This window comes from Brucella sp. TWI559, from assembly GCF_039674265.1.
Lineage (GTDB): Bacteria > Pseudomonadota > Alphaproteobacteria > Rhizobiales > Rhizobiaceae > Brucella > Brucella chromiisoli.
On the sequence record NZ_JBDJNE010000003.1, the window covers coordinates 20,510 to 39,219 of the forward strand.

An 18,710-nucleotide genomic window follows, 5' to 3' on the forward strand; every position below is an offset into this window, starting at 1 on the left:
TCAGCCTCCAGCAACAGCGCCGGGGAACGCATTGTAAGGTTCGGCTTACGCGTCCTCATAAGAGCACAATCCAATCACTCGATTGGAGCAAAGCGGACTTTCACCCACGCTCCCTTTCACCAGCCAGCCCTGCTGCGCTTGGCGCAAAGACTGCAATTGCGGTGGCAATCGGAAACGCTTCTCCCATTCGTCGATTGTTTGCTTTGCTATTTCGGTGTGGTGCGTGATGTCGTCTGCTTGCTCATACACAACATCTGCAACAGTGGCTCGCCACTCCATACGCAGCAATGCGCCTGCGATGTCTGCACGGTCCACTAAGCCACGCGCCTCCAGCGTGTCCATCATTTCCATCAGCAGAATGTTGCCAACTCGCGCCTCTGCAAAGGCGACGTTTGCGGTGCGCTCGGCCTGTGTTTCTTCCACGGTTGGTTCCTTTCAATCTCGCGTCTCCTTTTTAACCTCCACGAAATTCGGACCTACGCCAATGACGAAAAAGCGTACCGAAATAGACCGTCATCCATTCATTCCGAGCCGCGATCCCGTGTGCCGCGCGGCTGACCTACTGCTTATTTTTAGTTTTGCGTTGGCATGTGCGTCAGCCGCCCTCTTTGCCGTCATCAACCAATTTGGAGCTGCTATATGAACGCCCTTCTTAATCACATCCCTATTCCATTCTTTGATCGCGTTCCACCTCGCGCCAAGCCCGCATACATAAGCGTCTTTGACGGCATCGTTGACATGGCTTGGCCGGTCGAAAGCGCATATCGCCACTTTGCAAATGCACTAAACACGAACTCAATTGATGGCCCAAACTTCAAGGAGTTCACAGACTGGTACTGGCGTGTCCGTCAGGGTCTTGTTGAACGCCCGCACTCCTCTGAAATGTACTGCGCTGCTGAAGATGGCGAAGTGCAGCCGAACCCCCACCAGCCCACGCCAAAAGCGCCGGATGAAGTCTCATTGCTGCGCGCTTTTGGAGTTGTAAAGGCCGCTCAAAGCCTCTTCGAAGCCCAATCAAAGGCAGGATACGCACCCCCAACACCCCGCGGTGACGACGAGATCATCGCAGACGCACTGCGCGAGGTTCTTACCGCTGCCGCAGACGCCACTTTGATGGATGCCGACATTCACATGACACCGGGAAACAAGGTCGTCGACCTGCTGCTTGGCCAAAGCTCGGAAGAGATCGACACCAAGCTATTTGAGTGCCTCACCATGGCTATGCAGCCTGAGCTTTGCGCCATTCTCGTTCGTTTCGATCACGCCGCCAAGAACTAATCACTGATCATCGCTCCACGCCCCCGGAGCGATGGCGATGCCGGGGCGGCTCGCCCCCCCCACTCACCCGCCGTCCCGGTATCAACTTTGAGGTTTTAATGTTCAATCCATACGATCAGAAGCAGGTTTACGAAGCCACGGTCCACGCAAGTGTTTGCGCCGTGCGCGAAGGTTTCCCGCATCTCAGCATCCGCGACATCATTGAGCCGCCACACGAATGGTTTGATGCGGCTCTGGCTCGTCAGATCGTCATGCACCTTGTGATTTGTGAGTTCGGCTGGCCGAAACGCCGCGTAGTCGAAATGGAAGACCGCTCACGCGAAGCAATTAATCGCGCTCTCCGCACCATTGATAGTCGCATGCGGCATGATCGCTTCGCCGGTCAATACATGGCCATGGCTGAACGCGCCCGCACCCTTCTTTTCATCCGCTCAACCGGAGCGGAAGACACCTCCGAGGCAGTATAATGGCAACGTTTAAGACAATCCCACTTAGAGACATATTCATTGGCGAGCGCGCTCGTCCAGTAGACGAAGAGCATGCCCTTGCAATTGCTGCTTCGATGGCAGAACGCGGACTAATCAATCCAATAACCGTCCGATCCACGCCTGCAGCCAATGGCGGCAATACGCCGTACACGCTTGTCGCCGGTGGCCATCGACATCGTGCGGCTGAACTTAATCAGTGGGAAGAAATCGACGTGATTGTCGTTTCAGCTGATGCCTCTGAAGCACAGCTGATGGAGATCAGCGAAAATCTTTACCGTAATGAATTGACTGCCCTTGATCGCGCGATCTTCGTGATGAAGTTCCGGGAAGTTTATGAAGAGAAATTCGGCAAGATCAACCCAAAGGGTGGTCGTCCTAAGAAACAGGACCACGATGGACCCGTTATTTTTGCACACGGTCGCCAGCTTTCCGAACGGGTACAAGAACGTCTTGGTTTTGCTTCAACGACATATAAGCGCGTAACGGCCATCGGCCAAAAGCTGCATCCGGCCCTACGTCAAGCGGTGCGCGGTACCGACGTCGAAAATGACCAGAAAGCTCTTCTGAAGCTCGCCGCCATGCCTGAAACACAGCAGGCCGGAATTGCGGCTGCGCTGAAGCACGAACCAGACCTCAAGAAGGTTCTGGAGATGGACAAGCCTGCCAAGCCCCAGCCTGACCCGGAAACCCTTGCTCTGGATGCACTCAAGCGCGGATGGGACAAGGCATCAGAAGACGTTCGCGCACTCTTCTTACAGCACATCGGCTTGGGCGCAGCCTTTCAGGAGGCCGCAGAATGAAGCGCGACCCGTTGCAGATGGACTTCTTCAGCGAACCGGCATTTCCGGTTCGCACACCAGTCCAGCAGATCGATCTTGACCGCTACCGTGCCAAGATGAAGCGCGCCATGGCTCGTGCCATCCGCGAATGTGAGCATGATCGCCCGACCATTGCGGCACGCATGTCGCTTTACCTCGGCGTTGGCATCACCAAGGCCATGCTTGACGCATGGACTGCGGAAAGCAAGCGCGCCCATGACATGACACTCCCACGTTTTGCAGCCTTTGTACATGCAACCGGCGCGCCATGGCTTTGGGATGAAGCAGCTGGAATGCAGGGCGTCACCGTTCTTGTCGGCAGAGAAGCAAAGCTCGCTGAAATCGGCCTCCTGCGTCAGGAGCAGAAGCGTGTAGCCCGTGAGCTGAAGGCGCTTTTGGCATTCGACGTAGACCTCGCAAAAAGAGCACGTTCATGACCGAATGGTATTCAATTCCCTCTCTTGTTGAGCTGCGTTTGCCGGGATTACCGACCAGCGCGCGCGGCATGCTGGACATGGCAGATCGCCACGGCTGGAAGAACGCCGAAGGCCGCTATCGCAAGATGGACAAGCGCGGTGGCGGTTTTGAATACCATGTTTCCCTCCTGCCCTCATTGGCGCAGGCCAAGCTTGCTCGGATGGAAGCCGAAGACGCTGAACGCGCTGCCACCCGCGAAAAGCGCAAGGCGCTTTACTGGCGCACTTTTGAAGCCCTGACCGATGAACAGAAGCAGTTCTGCCACATGCGTTTTAACTGCATCACTGCCGTTGAACAGGCTGTCGCTGGTAACGCGCATTCCTTTTCGCAGCCGAAAACGATGGAAGACATTCTTGCTGACGTTCTGCCTAACTACGGCTTGAAGAAGTCACAATACTACGCACTGCGCGCCATGCTGAATGGTGTGGACCGTGAAGACTGGCTTGCTGTTCTGGCTCCGGCAAATGCCGCGACTGGTGAAGTTCGCACGGTTGTCGAATGTCACCCGACTGCATGGGCCGCATTGAAATCCGATTATCTCCGCCCGGAAGAACCGAAATTCAGCGCCTGCTACCGTCGCGTAGTGGATGCCGCCAAGAAACACGGCTGGGCACCGATCCCATCAGAGCGTTCATTGCGCCGCCGCATGGATATTGAAGTTGATAAGGCCGCGCAGATCTATGCCCGCAAGGGTAAGAAGCGCGCCGAGCAACTCTATCCAGCGCAGACCCGCACGAAAAACCATTTGCATGCCATGGAGATCGTCAACACCGACGGTCACAAACTCGATTTGTTTGTCTGGACACCTTGGAACAAGGAAAAGCCGGAGCGCGTCATTCTGCTCGGCATTCAGGATGTTTTCTCCGGCAAGGTGCTGTCATGGCGTCTTTGTGAAGCCGAAACTTGGCATGTTGTGCGTGCCTGTATTGGTGACATGATCGAGGATCATGGCATTCCTGAACACATCTATATGGATAACGGCCGCGCGTTTGCATCCAAGCTGATTTCAGGCGGAGCAGTTGCTCGTAACCGCTTCAAGATCACCGAAGATGAAGTCGCAGGCCTCCTGAAGACGCTCGATGTGACACCGCATTTCACAAAACCTTATTCGGGCCAGTCAAAGCCCATTGAACGTGCGTGGCGTGATCTGGCCGAGGAGATTGCAAAGCATCCGGCAATGGCTGGCTGCTATACCGGCAACAAGCCTGACGCCAAGCCAGAGAATTACCGCGAACGCGCTATTCCGCTGGATGTGCTGCAGAAGCATGTTGCTGATCGCATCGCGGAGCACAATGCCCGCACCGGACGCCGCTCGGAAACCGCCGCAGGCCGCAGCTTCGATAAGACGTTTGAGGAAAGCATGCGTCATCCGGCGACCATCGTTCGCCGCGCAACCGAAGCACAGCGCACCCTCTGGATGCTGGCAGCGAAAGTTATCACCGCCAGCAAGCGCGACGGCGCTCTTCGCTTCAACGGTAACAGTTACTGGTCAGCTGATCTCAATCAGTGGCTCGGCAAGAAGCTTACCGTGCGCTTTGATCCTGATCGTCTGCATGAACCCGTCAAGGTCTACGATCCGGAAGGCCGTTTCATCTGTGATGCATCCTGCACAGACAAAGCTGGCTTCAACGACAGCGCAGCTGCTCACCAGCATGAAAAGCGCCGCCGCACCTTCAAGAAGCGGACCAAGGCTCTCGCCGACATGCACAAAGAGTTCACGCCGATGCAGCTCGGCGAACTTTACGAGGATGCGGAGAAGAGCAAACCGGCTGCACCTGTGCGCCCGACAATTACCCGCATCGTCACCGGCAATCTGGCCATCGAGCAAGAGGAAGTCGTGGATGCAATCTCTGATGAAGAATTTGAAGAACGCTTCCAGCGCGGTCTTTCAGCAATTTCGGGCGACAGCTCGATCATCCCATTCCCTTCGGGGAATAAACCGTCTGGCAAGTAGCCAGACCAAGCATGAGCCGATTTGTAGTGAGTACGGTTCCTAAAAAAATAGGCCGGGAGGTCATCCCGGCCGACAAATTTGATCCAATAAGGAACCCTTGTAATGATTGATATGACTGGCGCAACCCTCAATAAATGGCATCAGCCGGAGCCATCACCCAGATTCCTCGCGAAACATCCCGCTTCTGAAGTGGATACATGGCGCGAAATGCGCCACCGTGTTGTTGATCTCGCTGCCCTTCAGGGCTGGTCGAAAGCAGAAACCGGCCGTCGCATCGGCATGCCGGAAAGCACCTTCTCGCAGTGGCTGTCAGGCACACTTGAAGGCATTCTTGAAAACGCAAACAATCCTGTCGCGAAGTGGCTGGAAGCTGTCGAAGAAAATGCGGGCATCGCATCTGGATTGCCATCCTCCCCGGCATTCTTTCGCACTAAGGCCGCTATTGAAATCCATGCAACATTGCAGCTTGCTCAGGTTATTTCTGGCTTTGTAACGGTCACACTGGATGCCGGACGCGGCAAGACTGAAGCCTGCCGGGCATACCGTGATAGCCGTCCGCATGTTCACATGGTCACACTGAACCCGAAGGTTAAGACAGTTCACGGTGCGATGAACTTGCTTTCGCGTAAGCTTGGCATTCGCGTCTTCAATCAGGCCGAGCTGGTTGAAACTATCGGCGAGCGCCTTTCACGCGGCGGCGAAGGCGCACTTCTGATTATTGATGAAGCGCAACATGCAGACGCCGAGTCAATTAACCAGTTCCGCTATTTCTCTGACAATTTCAAAGTTGGTGTTGCAATCATCGGCAATGCTGAAATCCGCCGCCGAATGTCACAAGGTGGCGCAAACTCTGCCAGCCGCGATCAGATTGTGAGCCGCGTCGACAAGAACCTGAAGCGCGATCCCGGCCGCACGGAAGATGTGCGCGCATTCATTGAAGCATGGGGCATCACTGAAGCATCTTCCGTGAAATTTCTGACCGGAATTGGCATGAAGGGCGGTGCGCTCCGTCAGATCGACCGCACCATCAAGATCGCTCATCTGCTTGTTCAGGGAACCAATGAGCAGCTTGAAAAGCGCCATCTGGAAGCAGCTTGGAAAAACCGCGATGTGGAGGACCTGTAATGGCCACATCGAACCTCCCCACGGTTTCTGATGGCTTGCAGACCTTGGTCCAGCGTTTCGACAAGTTCAACGGCATTGCTGACGCGGAAACGCTGCCGATAACGGGCGAAGATGGCCGGTACTGCCTGACTTTGCTGCGCTCACTCTATCACCTTGCCCTCATTCAGGAGCGCGAACTTGGTGCAATGCGTGTGTTGGTCGGCGATGCGAAAGCCAATCCAGAAACGGCACCTAACAAATTGACCACATCCCGCGACGGAAAAGTTGTCCTGTTCCTCCGCAGTTCATCCTCCAAACCCAAGCTCGTCAAAACGACAGATACCGATCCAGCCTGAACCTCCCCGAAAGGATACTCATCATGAACGTCAGTATTTCCCCAACCATCCCAACCGAAGAGATCAGTGGTGTCGCCTACGTCAATAAAGGCAAAGGCGAAATGATTGCATTATCGGCGATCAAACCAGAACACATCGAAGAAGACGAGCTTGTCCGCCGCCTTTCCATTAAGGCCGCTGAGGTCAACAAGGTACTGGCCACCCTGCGCGCCGAAGTCTTTGACGAGGTCATGGCTTACCGCGAGCTGCTTGCAGAAAAGTACAACGTCAAGCGGCGCGGTAAAAAGGGCAACATTACGCTCACCACAGTAGACACTAGCCTGAAGCTCAGCATTCAGGTTTCGGACACGCTGACGTTTGGCCCGGAGCTGGAAGTTGCCAAGGAAATAATCGACGGCTGCATTCGTCGTTGGTCAGAAGGTTCCAACGACAATATCCGTGCGCTCATCGATCAGGCGTTTCAGGTTGATAAGCAAGGCAAGCTCAACACTGATCGTATTCTCGGCCTTAAACGCCTGAAAATCACGGACGAAACCGGAGAGTGGGAAAAGGCCATGACGGTGATCTCCGATTCCGTCCGTGTCATGGCCTCAAAGGAGCACGCCCGCTTTTATTCGGTCGACAAGGAAACCGGCAACTCAGCCCGAATTCCGCTTGATCTGGCTAATGCTTGAAGGAATCCGGGATGAAATTATCAACGCTATTCTTGCACTGCAATTATGCTGTCTTTCCAAGAAACGATCGATCGGTTCAAGCGAAGCGAATTCGACTGTATCTCCGACAGAATAAATTCAATCTCATGGTCATAACGCGAAGGCAAGCAATCGGAGTTTGTATAAAAATCAACAGTGCTCGAAATATCCGGAATTTTGTTTCTAAGCTCCTTCAATCTACTCTGTGCCTCGTTGAGCGGGAAATAAACGTCTGCTGGCATAAACTCGGTTGCTCGATCCACCACCTCATGGGCCAGAGTTGTCTCGAGCTCATAACAAGTCTCCACAGCCACCCAAAACAACTGACGTTCGGCATAGGTCCACATGTAGTTATTTCTCTTTCCGACTGTGTCGAAAAGCAAAGCAATACTCGCGGAGGTGGCAAAAGACTGAGCAGAAGTAAATCTCGAAAAGCTATCCGCAACAGATTTCTCCCTTCTCAGCGCGAAAGCAATTGCTTTTTTTTGTCTTTGTTCTTCAAAAGCATCAGCCTTCGCCATTTGCCGAATAGTTGCAACCGCCGCAACGACTGCAAATGTTCCCGCGATAAGGCTTTGGAAATCATAAAGCCAATTACTAAACGGATTTCCACATCGGTCTCCAGTGGCCGTGGCATCTGGCAACGCGCACTTACTTCCAGTCATTATCACGAGCATGACAGCTACCACCGATACCGGAATTGCAATCATCCAGAAGAAACGCATTCTCTCGTCCATTTTCACGAAATCGCCCCCTTGGCAGAATCAGCTTCTCAATACTGTGATGGAGCAAACACATGAAATCCATTGCTCTTATCAACATCGCTAAAAATCAGCTTGGCCTTGATGAAGATACCTATCGCGGCATGCTTCACCGCGTGACTGGCAAAGTGTCCTTGCGGATTATGACCGAGATCGAAAAGCAGAATGTGATTGAAGACCTGAAACTGAAAGGTTTTAATCCGTCCGTTAAGCAGCCTTCAAAGGGTGGTCGAAAGCGCCTCACAGGCAAATATGCTGCAAAGCTGCAGGCGCTTTGGATTGCGGGGTATAATCTTGGCGTAGTCACCAACGGTTCAGACGAAGCTCTCATCGCATTCGTGAAACGCCAGACCAAGCTGGATCATGTTCGTTTCTTGCATGAACCAAACGATGCCTATCAAGCTATTGAAAGTCTCAAACGCTGGCTAAACCGCGTGGCCGGTGTCAGTTGGGCGAAAGACCCTCTAGTGCCTGATTGGGCTAATCAACCACACGGCCAAATCGTACTGGCACAATGGAAGCTTTTGACAAAAGCGGGCCGCACAAACGGCGCACTTATCGCGGATAGCACGTGGTCGATTTGCGGATACGACGGAAAGCCAGCCTTAAACAATTTGAAGCCGAAGGAATGGCAAACGGTGATGAACGAACTTGGCAAGCGCATTAGAGCGTCAACGGTCTGATTTCTCGCCTGAACGGCGCTGGCCTCGTCAATCGGCCTGCGCTTGTGCTGTCGGCGCTCGCTCACGAACAACCACAACAATTGGAGACAATCATGCTGAAGGCCATTGCCAAGGCGTTGGGTCTCGCAGAAACGGCTGACGAAGCCGCTATTCTTTCTGCGATTTCCACGCATGACGGCGAGCGCAAGTCACTTTGCCATTCGCTCAAGATCGATGAAAAAGGCGGTCATGCCCAGATCACCGCAGCCATTGCCAAGCTTCAGGACGACACGGCGACTGCACTTGCGTCCGTTCGGGGTGGCACTACTGCCGTGGTCACAGAATTGCGCAATGAGTTGACCGAGACCAAGACCGCGCTTGCGCAGCTTCAGCAGAAAGACGCTGACCGTGAAATCGATCTTGCGCTCGATGCCGCCAGTGCTGCCGGAAAAATTACTCCGGCCTCGCGTGAAACCTATCGCGCCATGTGTTCAGTCGAAGGCGGTCTCGATCGTTTCAACGACCTTGTGAAAACCCTGCCAGCAATTGCGGGCGCGTCCGGTCTCGACGGCCAGCAGGTCGCAACCACGGCACAGGATGATGTTGATCCGGTGGCGCTCGCAGCTGAAGCCCGTGTTTATGTGAATGAACAGGCCGGACTCGGCATCACTGTTTCGATCACCGAAGCGGTGGCTCATGTGAAGGAGATGCGTCAGTGACCCCGACTTTCATCAAAGGTTTTCGCGCCCTCACCGCGATTGATGGGCATTTGATCGTCAAGGCAGGCGTTGATGGTGTGACGACCGCTGCCGCCAGCACCGATCCGCTTATCGGCGCATCGGATAGCATGGGTGCGCACGCTGACGCCATGCTTGACGTCATTCAGGGTGACCTCGCTCTGGGATGGCTTGAAATCCCTTTGGGCAAGTGTTGAAGGCTGGTTTAACGAGCAGATAGCTTGGCTAAGTGGACTTCTCAATTTTGATCTGAATATCAACTGGCCGAAGCCTCCGGAGTGGCTGACGTATCTCATGGGATTGGCCGGTAAAGGTGTGGCAACGGCGACGGACGCGATCAATTCGGGTGCGGCCGGTGCGCTTGTCCCACGTGGCATAAGCAGCGGCGATGATCCGGTTTCTAATGTCATCAACCCACTCGGCGACACAAACGTCAAACAAACAATCGAAGTGGTCAACGGGCAAACGCCGAACTTAACGGTTCATGCGCCGATAACAATTACTGGCACGACTGATCCGGTAGCGGCAGGCAATGCCGCAGGAGCAGCTATAGGCAGAATTGGTGCGCAATATATGAGCCGCAAGTCTGGAGCGCTGCATGGAGGAACCGAATAATGGCTATGCCCTTGCTCGCGCTTGGTCCACATGTCTTCGAGATCGCGCCTCTGAACTTTCAGGAAATCGAGCGCACAACCGAGGCTCTATGGCCGACAATCAGTCGTTTCGGCGGCCGCCCCGGTCGCCAGTTCACCGGCTATGGTGACGACAGTGTCACAATCTCAGGGCTGCTATACCCTGATGAAGTCGGCGGTCGCGCCGAGTATGAAGCGATCCGCACCACTCAAGCCGCCGCCAGACCAGTATTAATGCTCGGATGGGCGACCGGGCTGTCTATGGCAGCAAGCCTATTCGGCCGCGTTGTTATTCTAAGCGTTCAAGACACCCAATCTATCATCAATCGCCAAGGCTACGGTCGAAAAATTGAATTCTCACTTGAGGTTGCGCCCTATCACGGCGACGGTAAACCAGTGGGGCTGTTCGGATGAGTGCACGCCTGATCCCTGCCGGAACCGTTACCGTTGATCTAGAAGACCTGACACTTGATCTGGTCTGCTACGATTATGCCATGCGTTGGATCGGTGACCGCGCCCAAGCCGCCAAGCTCCAAGGCTATCTTGAAGCGACTTATGCAGCCAATTCAGGACTTGCGCGCCTTGGAATTGTTTTGCCGCATGGCACCGTCGTGAACATACCAGAGTTTATCATTTCTTCCGAAATTAAGACTGTGAGGCTTTGGAGCTAATGGAGCGATCGCACCCATTTATCGAAGTTTCCATTGCCGGTAAAACCGTTCATGACGCATTTTACCAGCGGCTTGTTTCCGCAACCATTCGCGATGAGCCCGGCCAAAGTTCCGACACGCTGGAACTGGTCTTTGATGATGTCGGCAATGAAATCGACATTCCTGAAAAGGGAGCAAAGATTGAAGTTCGATTCGGATTTCGCGGTGTCGGCACATGGAAGATGGGAACATTCGTCTTTGAGCGCGCAAGCTATAATTTCGGCTCTGACGGTGAGCGCCTGACGTTATCCTGTAAGTCGGCCGAGCTACGCGCTGACGTGAAGGAACCCGTTTCAGAACATTTTGACGGCGAGACAGTTGGGCAGATTGTCGAGCAGCTGGCCAAGCGCCATGGCTATAAAGCCAAGATCAGCGACGAAATCGCAAACACCAAGATCGAGTATATTGCCCGCACCGGACAATCAGCCGCCGATTTCCTGACGCGCCTTGCCGATCGCATCGGCGCGCTGTTCTCGATCAAAGACAATACCTTTCTGTTTCTCAAGCATGGCAGTCTCCCTCCGATCACTATCACTAAGGGCGATTGTTCTGAAGGTGAGTTCTCGGTTGAGCCGCGTCCTAAATACGGAAAGGCTGCGGCGGGCTGGTACGATAAGCGTCGTAACAAGACGGTTTATGAGGAACATTCGACCGGCCTTGAAGGACCGGAGCGCCGCCTGCGGACCGTTTACGCCTCGCAGGCCGAAGCCAAGAAAGCTGCTGAAGCCGAAGGAAGCCGCTTAGCGCGCGCGACTGGCCAAGGTTCACTGACAATAGCTGGCATGCCTGAGATGATGGCCGATACACCAATCAATGCCCAAGGCTTCCGCAAGGAATTTGACGGTGAATGGCGAGCTGCCAGTGTCGAGCATCGCTTTGATGACACTTACACCACCAGCATCGAGCTTGAAGCGCCTGAAAAGGGAAAAGAATAATGAGGGCCATTGTCTCAGTATATCTTGACGAAGGGCGTGGCCTGCTTTCGGTCGAACATGATGGCTCGATCACATGGGATGAGCTTCAGGCGCTTAAAAACAAGCACTTTGGTTCTGAAGCCGTCGCCATAGAAGTTTACCCGCCCGACAGCCATGTCGTGAACAGTCTGCCCATGCGCCACCTTTGGAAGCTGGGAGCCGGTGATTATTGGCCTGATCTGACAGGCCGCAAGCCGATGGGAGAATTGAATTTGCGTGATCGCGACCTGCTGGTTCGCGCTCAATATGAAGGTTTCAGCCAAGCGATGAAGTAGGGACGGCCACGTTAATTCGTGGCGGCGGGCCATTCCGGCAAGAGCAACCCGCCCGACAGCACCAAAAGATAACCGTCGCATCCGTTACCCTTTCGGGCATGCGGCTTGTGACCGATTCTTAGTAAGACGCATAGAATGAATATCGAAACGAATTTTACATCCGTTGAACCCGTATCTCCACCAGCTGCTTATATAGGGGGAAAGCGACAACTTGCCCGGCGCATCTGCGATCAGATATCCAAGGTGAAACACTCTATATATGCAGAACCATTTGTTGGAATGGGCGGCGTGTTCTTCAGGCGAACATCAGCACCACGAGCCGAATTTATCAATGACCGTTCCGGCGATGTTGTGAACCTATTTCGGATATTGCAGCGTCACTATCCTCAATTCATGGATACGCTCCGCTTTCAGATTACCAGTCGCCAAGAGTTTGACCGGCTGAAAGCGTGTGACCCATCCACTCTAACAGATCTCGAGCGCGCTGCGCGTTTCCTTTACCTTCAGCGCCTGACATTTGGCGGCAAGGTTGCCAGCCGTTCTTTTGGTGTTGATCGTGGTGGTGGTTCCCGCTTCAATCTCACGACACTGGCACCTCTTCTTCAGGATGTGCATGAACGCCTCGTCTCCGTGGTGATTGAAAACCTCGACTGGCAGGTGTTTCTCGATCGATACGACCGACCAGAAACACTGTTTTATCTTGATCCGCCTTATTGGGGAACAGAGGACTATTACGGCAAGGCTATGTTCGAGCGCAGTCAGTATGAAGTGATGGCCGAAAAACTGGCACAAATCAGGGGCCGTTTTGTCCTATCAATTAATGACGTTCCAGAAGTGCGCTCGATCTTTTCGGGGTTTATAATCGACGATGTGTCTCTGACTTACACTGCGGGAGGAGGCAAAGGAAAGGCAGTCAAAGAGGTTATCATCAGTAATACGGCTGCCAGTAACCCTTACTTATAGGCATCTAGTACTGCCCCGATGTCAGCTATACGATCGGGGTACATAGCGCGCCAATCCTTAGTAGCAACGACGGAAAGGTCATCCATTACCACTGGAGAAAGCTTTTCCATCTGTTGAATCGCCTTGCCGTTGACTGCCACCAATACAGGTCCGGGCGCTACGAGCCACAACCCACCTGTGACACTTCCAGATCGCGGAGCACATTTAAGGAACCATTCGCCGTCAAACAGTTTATCCCGGCACACGGAACCGGGATAAATCTTCGTATAAGGCAGTTCCAAAGCTCTTGCGACCAAAGCTACGGTCGACTGATCCAGTTCATTCTGAGCATACGCTGAAGAAGACACAGCTAATAGCGATGAGCCGATAGCAAGAAGAATGCGGTGAAATATCATGATCGATTAATCTCCAACGTGAATCGCAACACACATGTTACAGAAATCCGATTTTGGAGAACTTTAAAGGGTCCGTGAAGCCCTTTAAGACGCCTTTGACAGTTCGACTGGAAAAACTAGAATTCCAGTTTGCCGTGACAAAATTCCGAAAAATCGCGTCACGCTACATCCGGTGGGAATAACAAAATAAAATCAATGATTTAAGCAATGGTGGGCCCGGAGGGACTCGAACCCCCAACCAAGCGGTTATGAGCCGCCGGCTCTAACCAATTGAGCTACAGGCCCCACGCAACTCTGCACGTACCGCAAAGAAGCGCTGGACACAAGCTGTCAATTATACGATTTGCCCTAATACGCACATATTCGATTGCCATTCATGCAACTCAGGACAAAAACACATCAAATTTGAAGCGTTTAGTTGCAATTATTCTGCATTTCGCGTCAAATAATGGAATATTTTCCTTTAGGGGGGACTTAAATAAAGAAAAGCGTACTCCGAAAGGAATTAATAACTTTCGGTCAAGCTGAGCACTCTAATGGCAAAGCAGAAATGGATCTTTACGGAGACTGCTTTACACCGGCTGCATCAACATTCTCTACAGGAGATTTTATGAATAAGCGCGCTACTACCTTTCTTGCCACTTCACTTTCGGCAATCATGCTTGCAGGCGCATTGTCATTGCCAGCCGCAGCACAGGAGAATCAGATGACGAGACAGCCTGCTCGTATCTCCGTCTCGGGCGAAGGCAAAATGACGGCTGCCCCGGATATGGCCATTCTTAATCTCACCGTTTTGCGCGATGCGAAAACTGCCCGCGAAGCAATGACGGCCAACAATGAAGCAATGGCCAAAGTGCTCGACGCAATGAAAAAGGCAGGGGTCGAAGACCGTGATCTTCAGACGAGCGGCATCAATATTCAGCCGAGCTATATCTATCCTGATGACAAGAATGGCCTGAAAGAGGCTAAGATCAGCGGCTATAGTGTCTCCAACAGCCTGACGGTTCGTGTGCGTGATTTGTCCAAGGTCGGCAATGTCCTTGATGAATCGGTCACACTCGGCGTCAATCAGGGCGGTGATTTGACTTTCGTGAATGACAATCCGTCAGCAACAATCAACGAAGCGCGCAAACGCGCCGTGGCTGATGCGATTGCAAAGGCAAAAACGCTCGCTGATGCGGCAAGCGTTGGTCTTGGTCGTGTCCTTGAGATCAGCGAGCAGAGCCGCTCTCCAATGCCAATGCCAATCGCGCGTGAGATGAAGATGATGGCCAACGCCGCGCCTCAGGATTCAGTTCCTATTGCTGCGGGCGAGAATAGCTATAATGTTTCCGTTAACGTCGTTTTCGAGATCAAGGAATAACGACAATAGCAAAAGCCAGCCCGATCCAATCGGGCTGGCTTTCACAATTCTGATTTAAGAAAACCGAAACGCGCTCTATCGAATAATCGGGCAACCGCGCACATTTGCGAAGACGACACCCGTCGGACGACCGTGACGGAAACCCCTAACCTGAACAGATTTACCGCGATGAATAACCCGTGCGTTGCGGATACCCATGCGGTGGGCCTTCATCTTGGCACTCTCAACAGAGCAAGCCGGGCCACGATGACGATGACGATGACCACGATAATCGATATTGATGCCTGAGGAATATTTCGCGGTGCTGACCGAAGGAGCGGATGCAGGCGATGCAGCATTTGCCGATGCACCAGCGGTGAAAACCACAGCGAGACCGATTGCAGCAGTGACGATGAATGATTTGAGCGACAGTGCGGACATCTTAAAATCCTTTCGAACTTTCATTGGGCGATCCTCACCCAGAACATCCGATAAGTATTCGAATGAATGTGAACGCAAAGCCAAGGGCGTGTTCACATACTATTCAGATAGATCAAGACCGTAGCGTAATTTTATAAAACCATTTTAAATCAGCACTTTATCTGGATATTCACACTGAAAATCTGATCAAGTCGCCAACAGTAAACTCAAGTAATCTGCCTATCAGCCAATCAATCGAGCGGGACCATGTGCTGGATATATTCCTCTTCGTCCTCAAGCTCGTGATCAAATGCTGTCACCCGGCCACGAACAGAGACGCCTGCTTCATGAATCGTATCCGGTGATCCTGAAACCAGCGGGTGCCACCAATAAAGATCGGCACCTTCTGCAACCAGTCGATAGGCGCAGGTCGCAGGCAACCAGTTGACCTCATAAACAATCTCTGGCGTCAAAAACACGCAGTCCGGCACACTGGCACGGCGATTGGGATAATCGCTGCACTTACAGCTATCTGCGTCCAGCAGCGTGCAAGCCACCGTTGTCCAGTAGACTTCGTCAGTGTCGTCATCCAGCAACTTATGCAGGCAGCACTGTCCGCAACCGTCGCACAGGCTTTCCCATTCCTTACGGGTAAGCTGCTCAAGAGATTTGGTCTGCCAGAAAGGTTTCTTATTCATAGGGCTGCATATAGAGCATTTGCAGCAAAAGTGCGTAGCGGTTTTACATAAATTGGCATGGGCAAATCGCCGCCCTTTCCGATTGCCCGCTCCTTCGGTTGCATCTGTCAGCCACACTCACAATGCAATAAAAAAGCCGCCCATTCTCGTGGGCGGCTTTTTCGATTCTCTTGCAGGCAGCTCAGCGAAAAATCGCTTCGCCCTGCTCGTCAACAATCTGTCGACCTTTGTTGAGCGAGATACTGGCTGCATCCTCAAGCCCCGGACAACGATCAGCACGCACAAAGCGATGCTCTTTCAATTCCCCGTTGATCGTCTTCGAGATAACGCCACAAACCTGATACTGACCACCTTCGCTGTAAGGTGTTGCAACGATCAGGAAGTCTTTGTGTTCAAGGCGTCCGGCTTCTTTTGGTGCCACTGGAGTTTCATCCGCAGAACCACCACCGAAAAGACGCTTCAAAAAAGACATATCGCTCCCTCCCTTCTCTATTTAAGAACATCACCCGACACCGTATCCGGTATCGGGCGAAAAAATCTTAGCTGTCGAGGAACGAACGCAGCTTGCGCGAACGGCTCGGATGCTTGAGCTTGCGCAGCGCCTTCGCTTCAATCTGGCGAATACGTTCACGTGTCACCGAGAACTGCTGACCGACTTCTTCAAGCGTGTGGTCAGTGTTCATGCCAATACCGAAACGCATACGCAGAACGCGCTCTTCACGCGGCGTGAGCGAAGCGAGAACGCGGGTCGTCGTATCGCGAAGGTTTGCCTGAATGGCAGCATCGATGGGCAGCAGCGCATTCTTATCTTCGATGAAATCACCCAGATGTGAATCTTCTTCATCACCCACTGGCGTTTCAAGCGAGATTGGCTCCTTGGCGATTTTGAGAACCTTGCGCACTTTTTCAAGCGGCATCGCGAGCTTTTCAGCCAGTTCTTCCGGCGTTGGTTCACGACCGATTTCATGCAACATCTGGCGCGATGTACGAACGATCTTGTTGATCGTTTCGATCATGTGCACCGGAATACGGATGGTACGCGCCTGATCGGCAATCGAACGGGTGATTGCCTGTCTGATCCACCATGTCGCATAGGTCGAGAACTTGTAACCACGACGATATTCAAACTTATCAACCGCCTTCATCAGGCCGATATTGCCTTCCTGAATAAGATCAAGGAACTGAAGGCCACGGTTGGTGTACTTCTTGGCAATAGAGATCACGAGACGAAGGTTGGCTTCCACCATTTCCTTCTTGGCAATGGTTGCTTCGCGTTCGCCCTTCTGAACCTGATTGACGATACGGCGAAATTCACCAATCGAAATCGCGGTTTCAGTAGCAAGCATCTGAATTTCCGAACGCAGCCGATCAATTGCGCGTTCTTCTTTCGTCGCGAAATCTTTCCAGCCGCGTGCAGTCAATGTTCTGACGCGCTCAATCCAGTTCGGATCAAGCTCGTGGCCCTGATATTCTTTCAGGAATTCTTCACGGCGAACCCCAAAGGATTCGGCCAGACGCAGCAGCCTGCCTTCATTCTGAACCAGACGCTTGTTGATGTCATAAAGCTGTTCAACGAGCTGTTCGATACGGTTCTGGTTGAGCGAAAGCGACTTAACCGCCTTGATCAGCTGATCTTTCAGCTCCTTATAGCGGCGTTCCTGACTGGATGAGAGTTCGCCGGTGGCAGCCAGACGGCTTTCAACCTGCTGATCCTGCAACTTGCGCAGCTTGCGATAGGTGTCGGCAATAAGGTCGAGCGTTTCCATAACCTGTGGGCGCAGTTCAGCTTCCATAGCTGCCAGCGACAGATTGGCTTCGTCCTCATCATCCTCTTCTTCTTCCGCAGGCATATCGCCGCCGACATTGGTAATGTCGTCGTCATCACGCGAACGGCGCGGCCCCTTATCATCGCGTGGCTTTTCTTCTTCCACGCGCTCGACAATCGGAGCCTGCTTGGCTTCTGGGCCGGCATAGGTGGTTTCAAGGTCAATGATTTCACGCAGCAAAATGTTGGATTCATTCAGCTGCTCACGCCAGATGATAATGGCCTGGAATGTCAGCGGGCTTTCACAAAGCCCGGCAATCATCGTTTCGCGACCGGCTTCAATTCGCTTTGCAATAGCGATTTCGCCTTCACGCGACAGAAGCTCCACGGTTCCCATTTCACGCAAGTACATGCGCACAGGATCGTCGGTGCGGTCAGTCGGCTCTTTTTTTGTGGTCGTTGCGGCAACGGCTGTGCCGGTTGCCTCAACCAGATCGCCGCCTTCTTCTTGTTCATCCTCATTGTTATCGTCGCGATCAGCTTCCTGCTCGTCGTCTTCAACAACATTGATGCCCATGTCCGACAGCATAGCCATCGTGTCTTCGATCTGCTCAGATGTCACTTCTTCGGAAGGAAGCACGGCATTCAGCTCGTCCATGGTGACGTAGCCACGCTTCTTCGCAACCTTGATCATCTTCTTGACAGCATCGTCAGAAAGGTCGAGAAGCGGCCCGTCGGTCGCACCTTCGCGCTCGACTTCGGCTTCTTCGTTTTCCTTAGCCTTCGTTGCCATATTGCTCGTCTCCAGGCGACACCGGTCGCGTATAAGATATATAGAGTGGTCAAACGGTTTTGCGAGAGCGCCGTTTAACTGTTGATTCTGCGAATAGCTGATTTCACGTTAATGCCGGATTAACCCTGCCTTCATTAACGGATCCTGCAGTCTGCAAATTCCTGTGGGTAGATCCGGTATTGACGGTCGCCATAAAGGCCCTGCCCGGTCTGTGATTGATGCCCATCAAGGAAGAATTCAGGAACTCATTCAGGTAATTTCTGCAATATCAGTTCTTTATTCCTTGTTTGAACTGTCGTGATTCCGCCATTTGCGCCGCGCGTCAAGAGCGACTCACCTGATTCGGCTCTAAAAAGCGAATCATTTATTGTCGCGTCATCGCCTCAGGCCCTCAACCGTCCCAAATTCTTACAAAT

At 52.9% G+C, this 18,710-nt stretch carries 25 protein-coding genes and 1 tRNA gene; 18 read left to right on the top strand and 8 right to left on the bottom strand.

The features are described from left to right. Positions 1-45: 45 nt before the first annotated feature. On the bottom strand, positions 46-423 hold the full coding sequence (locus ABE530_RS05815) for a hypothetical protein (protein WP_499693929.1): 378 nt from the start codon (positions 421-423) through the stop codon (positions 46-48). A gap of 216 nt (positions 424-639) precedes the next feature. Here ABE530_RS05815 and ABE530_RS05820 point away from each other — a divergent pair, with 216 nt between their 5' ends. From ABE530_RS05820 to ABE530_RS05855, 8 genes are all read left to right on the top strand, one after another. Beyond that, positions 640-1,278 carry a hypothetical protein gene (locus ABE530_RS05820; protein ID WP_499693930.1) on the top strand — a complete coding sequence of 213 codons (639 nt, stop codon included), beginning with the start codon at positions 640-642 and terminating at the stop codon, positions 1,276-1,278. Positions 1,279-1,376: 98 nt separating this feature from the next. Then, positions 1,377-1,745, top strand: a complete 369-nt coding sequence (locus ABE530_RS05825; RefSeq protein ID WP_499693931.1) for a hypothetical protein — start codon at positions 1,377-1,379, stop codon at positions 1,743-1,745. Continuing rightward, positions 1,745-2,566 carry a ParB/RepB/Spo0J family partition protein gene (locus ABE530_RS05830; protein WP_499693932.1) on the top strand — a complete coding sequence of 274 codons (822 nt, stop codon included), beginning with the start codon at positions 1,745-1,747 and terminating at the stop codon, positions 2,564-2,566. Before ABE530_RS05825 ends, ABE530_RS05830 begins: the two co-directional genes overlap by 1 nt. Next, positions 2,563-3,021, top strand: coding sequence for a hypothetical protein (locus tag ABE530_RS05835; protein ID WP_499693933.1), 459 nt, complete (start codon positions 2,563-2,565; stop codon positions 3,019-3,021). Before ABE530_RS05830 ends, ABE530_RS05835 begins: the two co-directional genes overlap by 4 nt. Beyond that, positions 3,018-5,015, top strand: coding sequence for a transposase domain-containing protein (locus ABE530_RS05840; protein ID WP_499693934.1), 1,998 nt, complete (start codon positions 3,018-3,020; stop codon positions 5,013-5,015). Before ABE530_RS05835 ends, ABE530_RS05840 begins: the two co-directional genes overlap by 4 nt. Positions 5,016-5,117: 102 nt before the next feature. Beyond that, complete coding sequence (locus ABE530_RS05845; RefSeq protein ID WP_499693935.1) at positions 5,118-6,140, top strand: AAA family ATPase; 1,023 nt, start codon at positions 5,118-5,120, stop codon at positions 6,138-6,140. Continuing rightward, positions 6,140-6,475, top strand: a complete 336-nt coding sequence (locus ABE530_RS05850) for a hypothetical protein (protein WP_499693936.1) — start codon at positions 6,140-6,142, stop codon at positions 6,473-6,475. Before ABE530_RS05845 ends, ABE530_RS05850 begins: the two co-directional genes overlap by 1 nt. Positions 6,476-6,498: 23 nt before the next feature. Continuing rightward, a complete protein-coding gene (locus ABE530_RS05855; protein ID WP_499693937.1) occupies positions 6,499-7,149 on the top strand; it encodes a DUF3164 family protein in 651 nt (216 codons plus the stop codon). A 26-nt stretch (positions 7,150-7,175) separates the two neighbouring features. Here ABE530_RS05855 and ABE530_RS05860 read toward each other — a convergent pair whose 3' ends face one another. Next, entirely contained in the window at positions 7,176-7,910 is a 735-nt protein-coding gene (locus ABE530_RS05860) for a hypothetical protein (protein ID WP_499693938.1), read from the bottom strand. Between the two features lie 53 nt (positions 7,911-7,963). On the opposite strand from ABE530_RS05860, the gene ABE530_RS05865 reads away from it, so the two are divergent. From ABE530_RS05865 to ABE530_RS05905, 9 genes are all read left to right on the top strand, one after another. Further along, a complete protein-coding gene (locus tag ABE530_RS05865) occupies positions 7,964-8,611 on the top strand; it encodes a gp16 family protein (protein ID WP_499693939.1) in 648 nt (215 codons plus the stop codon). Between the two features lie 92 nt (positions 8,612-8,703). Next, positions 8,704-9,309, top strand: a complete 606-nt coding sequence (locus tag ABE530_RS05870) for a hypothetical protein (protein WP_499693940.1) — start codon at positions 8,704-8,706, stop codon at positions 9,307-9,309. Beyond that, on the top strand, positions 9,306-9,524 hold the full coding sequence (locus tag ABE530_RS05875) for a hypothetical protein (RefSeq protein ID WP_499693941.1): 219 nt from the start codon (positions 9,306-9,308) through the stop codon (positions 9,522-9,524). The genes ABE530_RS05870 and ABE530_RS05875 overlap by 4 nt, the downstream gene beginning before the upstream one ends. Then, the gene (locus tag ABE530_RS05880) at positions 9,499-9,942 is read left to right on the top strand and encodes a hypothetical protein (RefSeq protein WP_499693942.1); all 444 of its coding nucleotides are present in this window, start codon (positions 9,499-9,501) and stop codon (positions 9,940-9,942) included. The genes ABE530_RS05875 and ABE530_RS05880 overlap by 26 nt, the downstream gene beginning before the upstream one ends. Further along, positions 9,942-10,373 (top strand): phage tail protein, encoded by a 432-nt coding sequence (locus ABE530_RS05885; RefSeq protein WP_499693943.1) that lies wholly within the window; start codon positions 9,942-9,944, stop codon positions 10,371-10,373. The genes ABE530_RS05880 and ABE530_RS05885 overlap by 1 nt, the downstream gene beginning before the upstream one ends. Continuing rightward, complete coding sequence (locus ABE530_RS05890; RefSeq protein ID WP_499693944.1) at positions 10,370-10,630, top strand: tail protein X; 261 nt, start codon at positions 10,370-10,372, stop codon at positions 10,628-10,630. Before ABE530_RS05885 ends, ABE530_RS05890 begins: the two co-directional genes overlap by 4 nt. Next, on the top strand, positions 10,630-11,604 hold the full coding sequence (locus ABE530_RS05895) for a phage late control D family protein (RefSeq protein ID WP_499693945.1): 975 nt from the start codon (positions 10,630-10,632) through the stop codon (positions 11,602-11,604). The genes ABE530_RS05890 and ABE530_RS05895 overlap by 1 nt, the downstream gene beginning before the upstream one ends. Beyond that, a complete protein-coding gene (locus tag ABE530_RS05900; RefSeq protein ID WP_499693946.1) occupies positions 11,604-11,918 on the top strand; it encodes a DUF7694 domain-containing protein in 315 nt (104 codons plus the stop codon). Before ABE530_RS05895 ends, ABE530_RS05900 begins: the two co-directional genes overlap by 1 nt. Before the next feature lie 135 nt (positions 11,919-12,053). Next, the gene (locus tag ABE530_RS05905; protein ID WP_499693947.1) at positions 12,054-12,881 is read left to right on the top strand and encodes a DNA adenine methylase; all 828 of its coding nucleotides are present in this window, start codon (positions 12,054-12,056) and stop codon (positions 12,879-12,881) included. Here the strand turns inward: ABE530_RS05905 and ABE530_RS05910 are convergent. Beyond that, the gene (locus ABE530_RS05910) at positions 12,872-13,276 is read right to left on the bottom strand and encodes a hypothetical protein (protein ID WP_499693948.1); all 405 of its coding nucleotides are present in this window, start codon (positions 13,274-13,276) and stop codon (positions 12,872-12,874) included. The two genes, ABE530_RS05905 and ABE530_RS05910, sit on opposite strands and share 10 nt — an antisense overlap. 208 nt (positions 13,277-13,484) lie before the next feature. After that, positions 13,485-13,561, bottom strand: a tRNA-Ile gene (locus ABE530_RS05915). A 325-nt stretch (positions 13,562-13,886) separates the two neighbouring features. Between ABE530_RS05915 and ABE530_RS05920 the strand changes: the two genes are divergently transcribed. Beyond that, positions 13,887-14,639, top strand: coding sequence for an SIMPL domain-containing protein (locus ABE530_RS05920; protein WP_265985514.1), 753 nt, complete (start codon positions 13,887-13,889; stop codon positions 14,637-14,639). Between the two features lie 75 nt (positions 14,640-14,714). Here ABE530_RS05920 and ABE530_RS05925 read toward each other — a convergent pair whose 3' ends face one another. The 4 genes from ABE530_RS05925 to rpoD form a co-directional block, all read right to left on the bottom strand. Continuing rightward, the gene (locus tag ABE530_RS05925) at positions 14,715-15,059 is read right to left on the bottom strand and encodes an antifreeze protein (protein WP_499693949.1); all 345 of its coding nucleotides are present in this window, start codon (positions 15,057-15,059) and stop codon (positions 14,715-14,717) included. Between the two features lie 230 nt (positions 15,060-15,289). Next, on the bottom strand, positions 15,290-15,736 hold the full coding sequence (locus ABE530_RS05930; RefSeq protein WP_396998380.1) for a YcgN family cysteine cluster protein: 447 nt from the start codon (positions 15,734-15,736) through the stop codon (positions 15,290-15,292). A 181-nt stretch (positions 15,737-15,917) separates the two neighbouring features. Beyond that, positions 15,918-16,208, bottom strand: coding sequence for an HlyU family transcriptional regulator (locus ABE530_RS05935; RefSeq protein WP_265985516.1), 291 nt, complete (start codon positions 16,206-16,208; stop codon positions 15,918-15,920). 67 nt (positions 16,209-16,275) lie between these two features. Beyond that, positions 16,276-18,294 carry an RNA polymerase sigma factor RpoD gene (rpoD, locus tag ABE530_RS05940; RefSeq protein ID WP_265985517.1) on the bottom strand — a complete coding sequence of 673 codons (2,019 nt, stop codon included), beginning with the start codon at positions 18,292-18,294 and terminating at the stop codon, positions 16,276-16,278. Positions 18,295-18,710 lie beyond the last annotated feature (416 nt).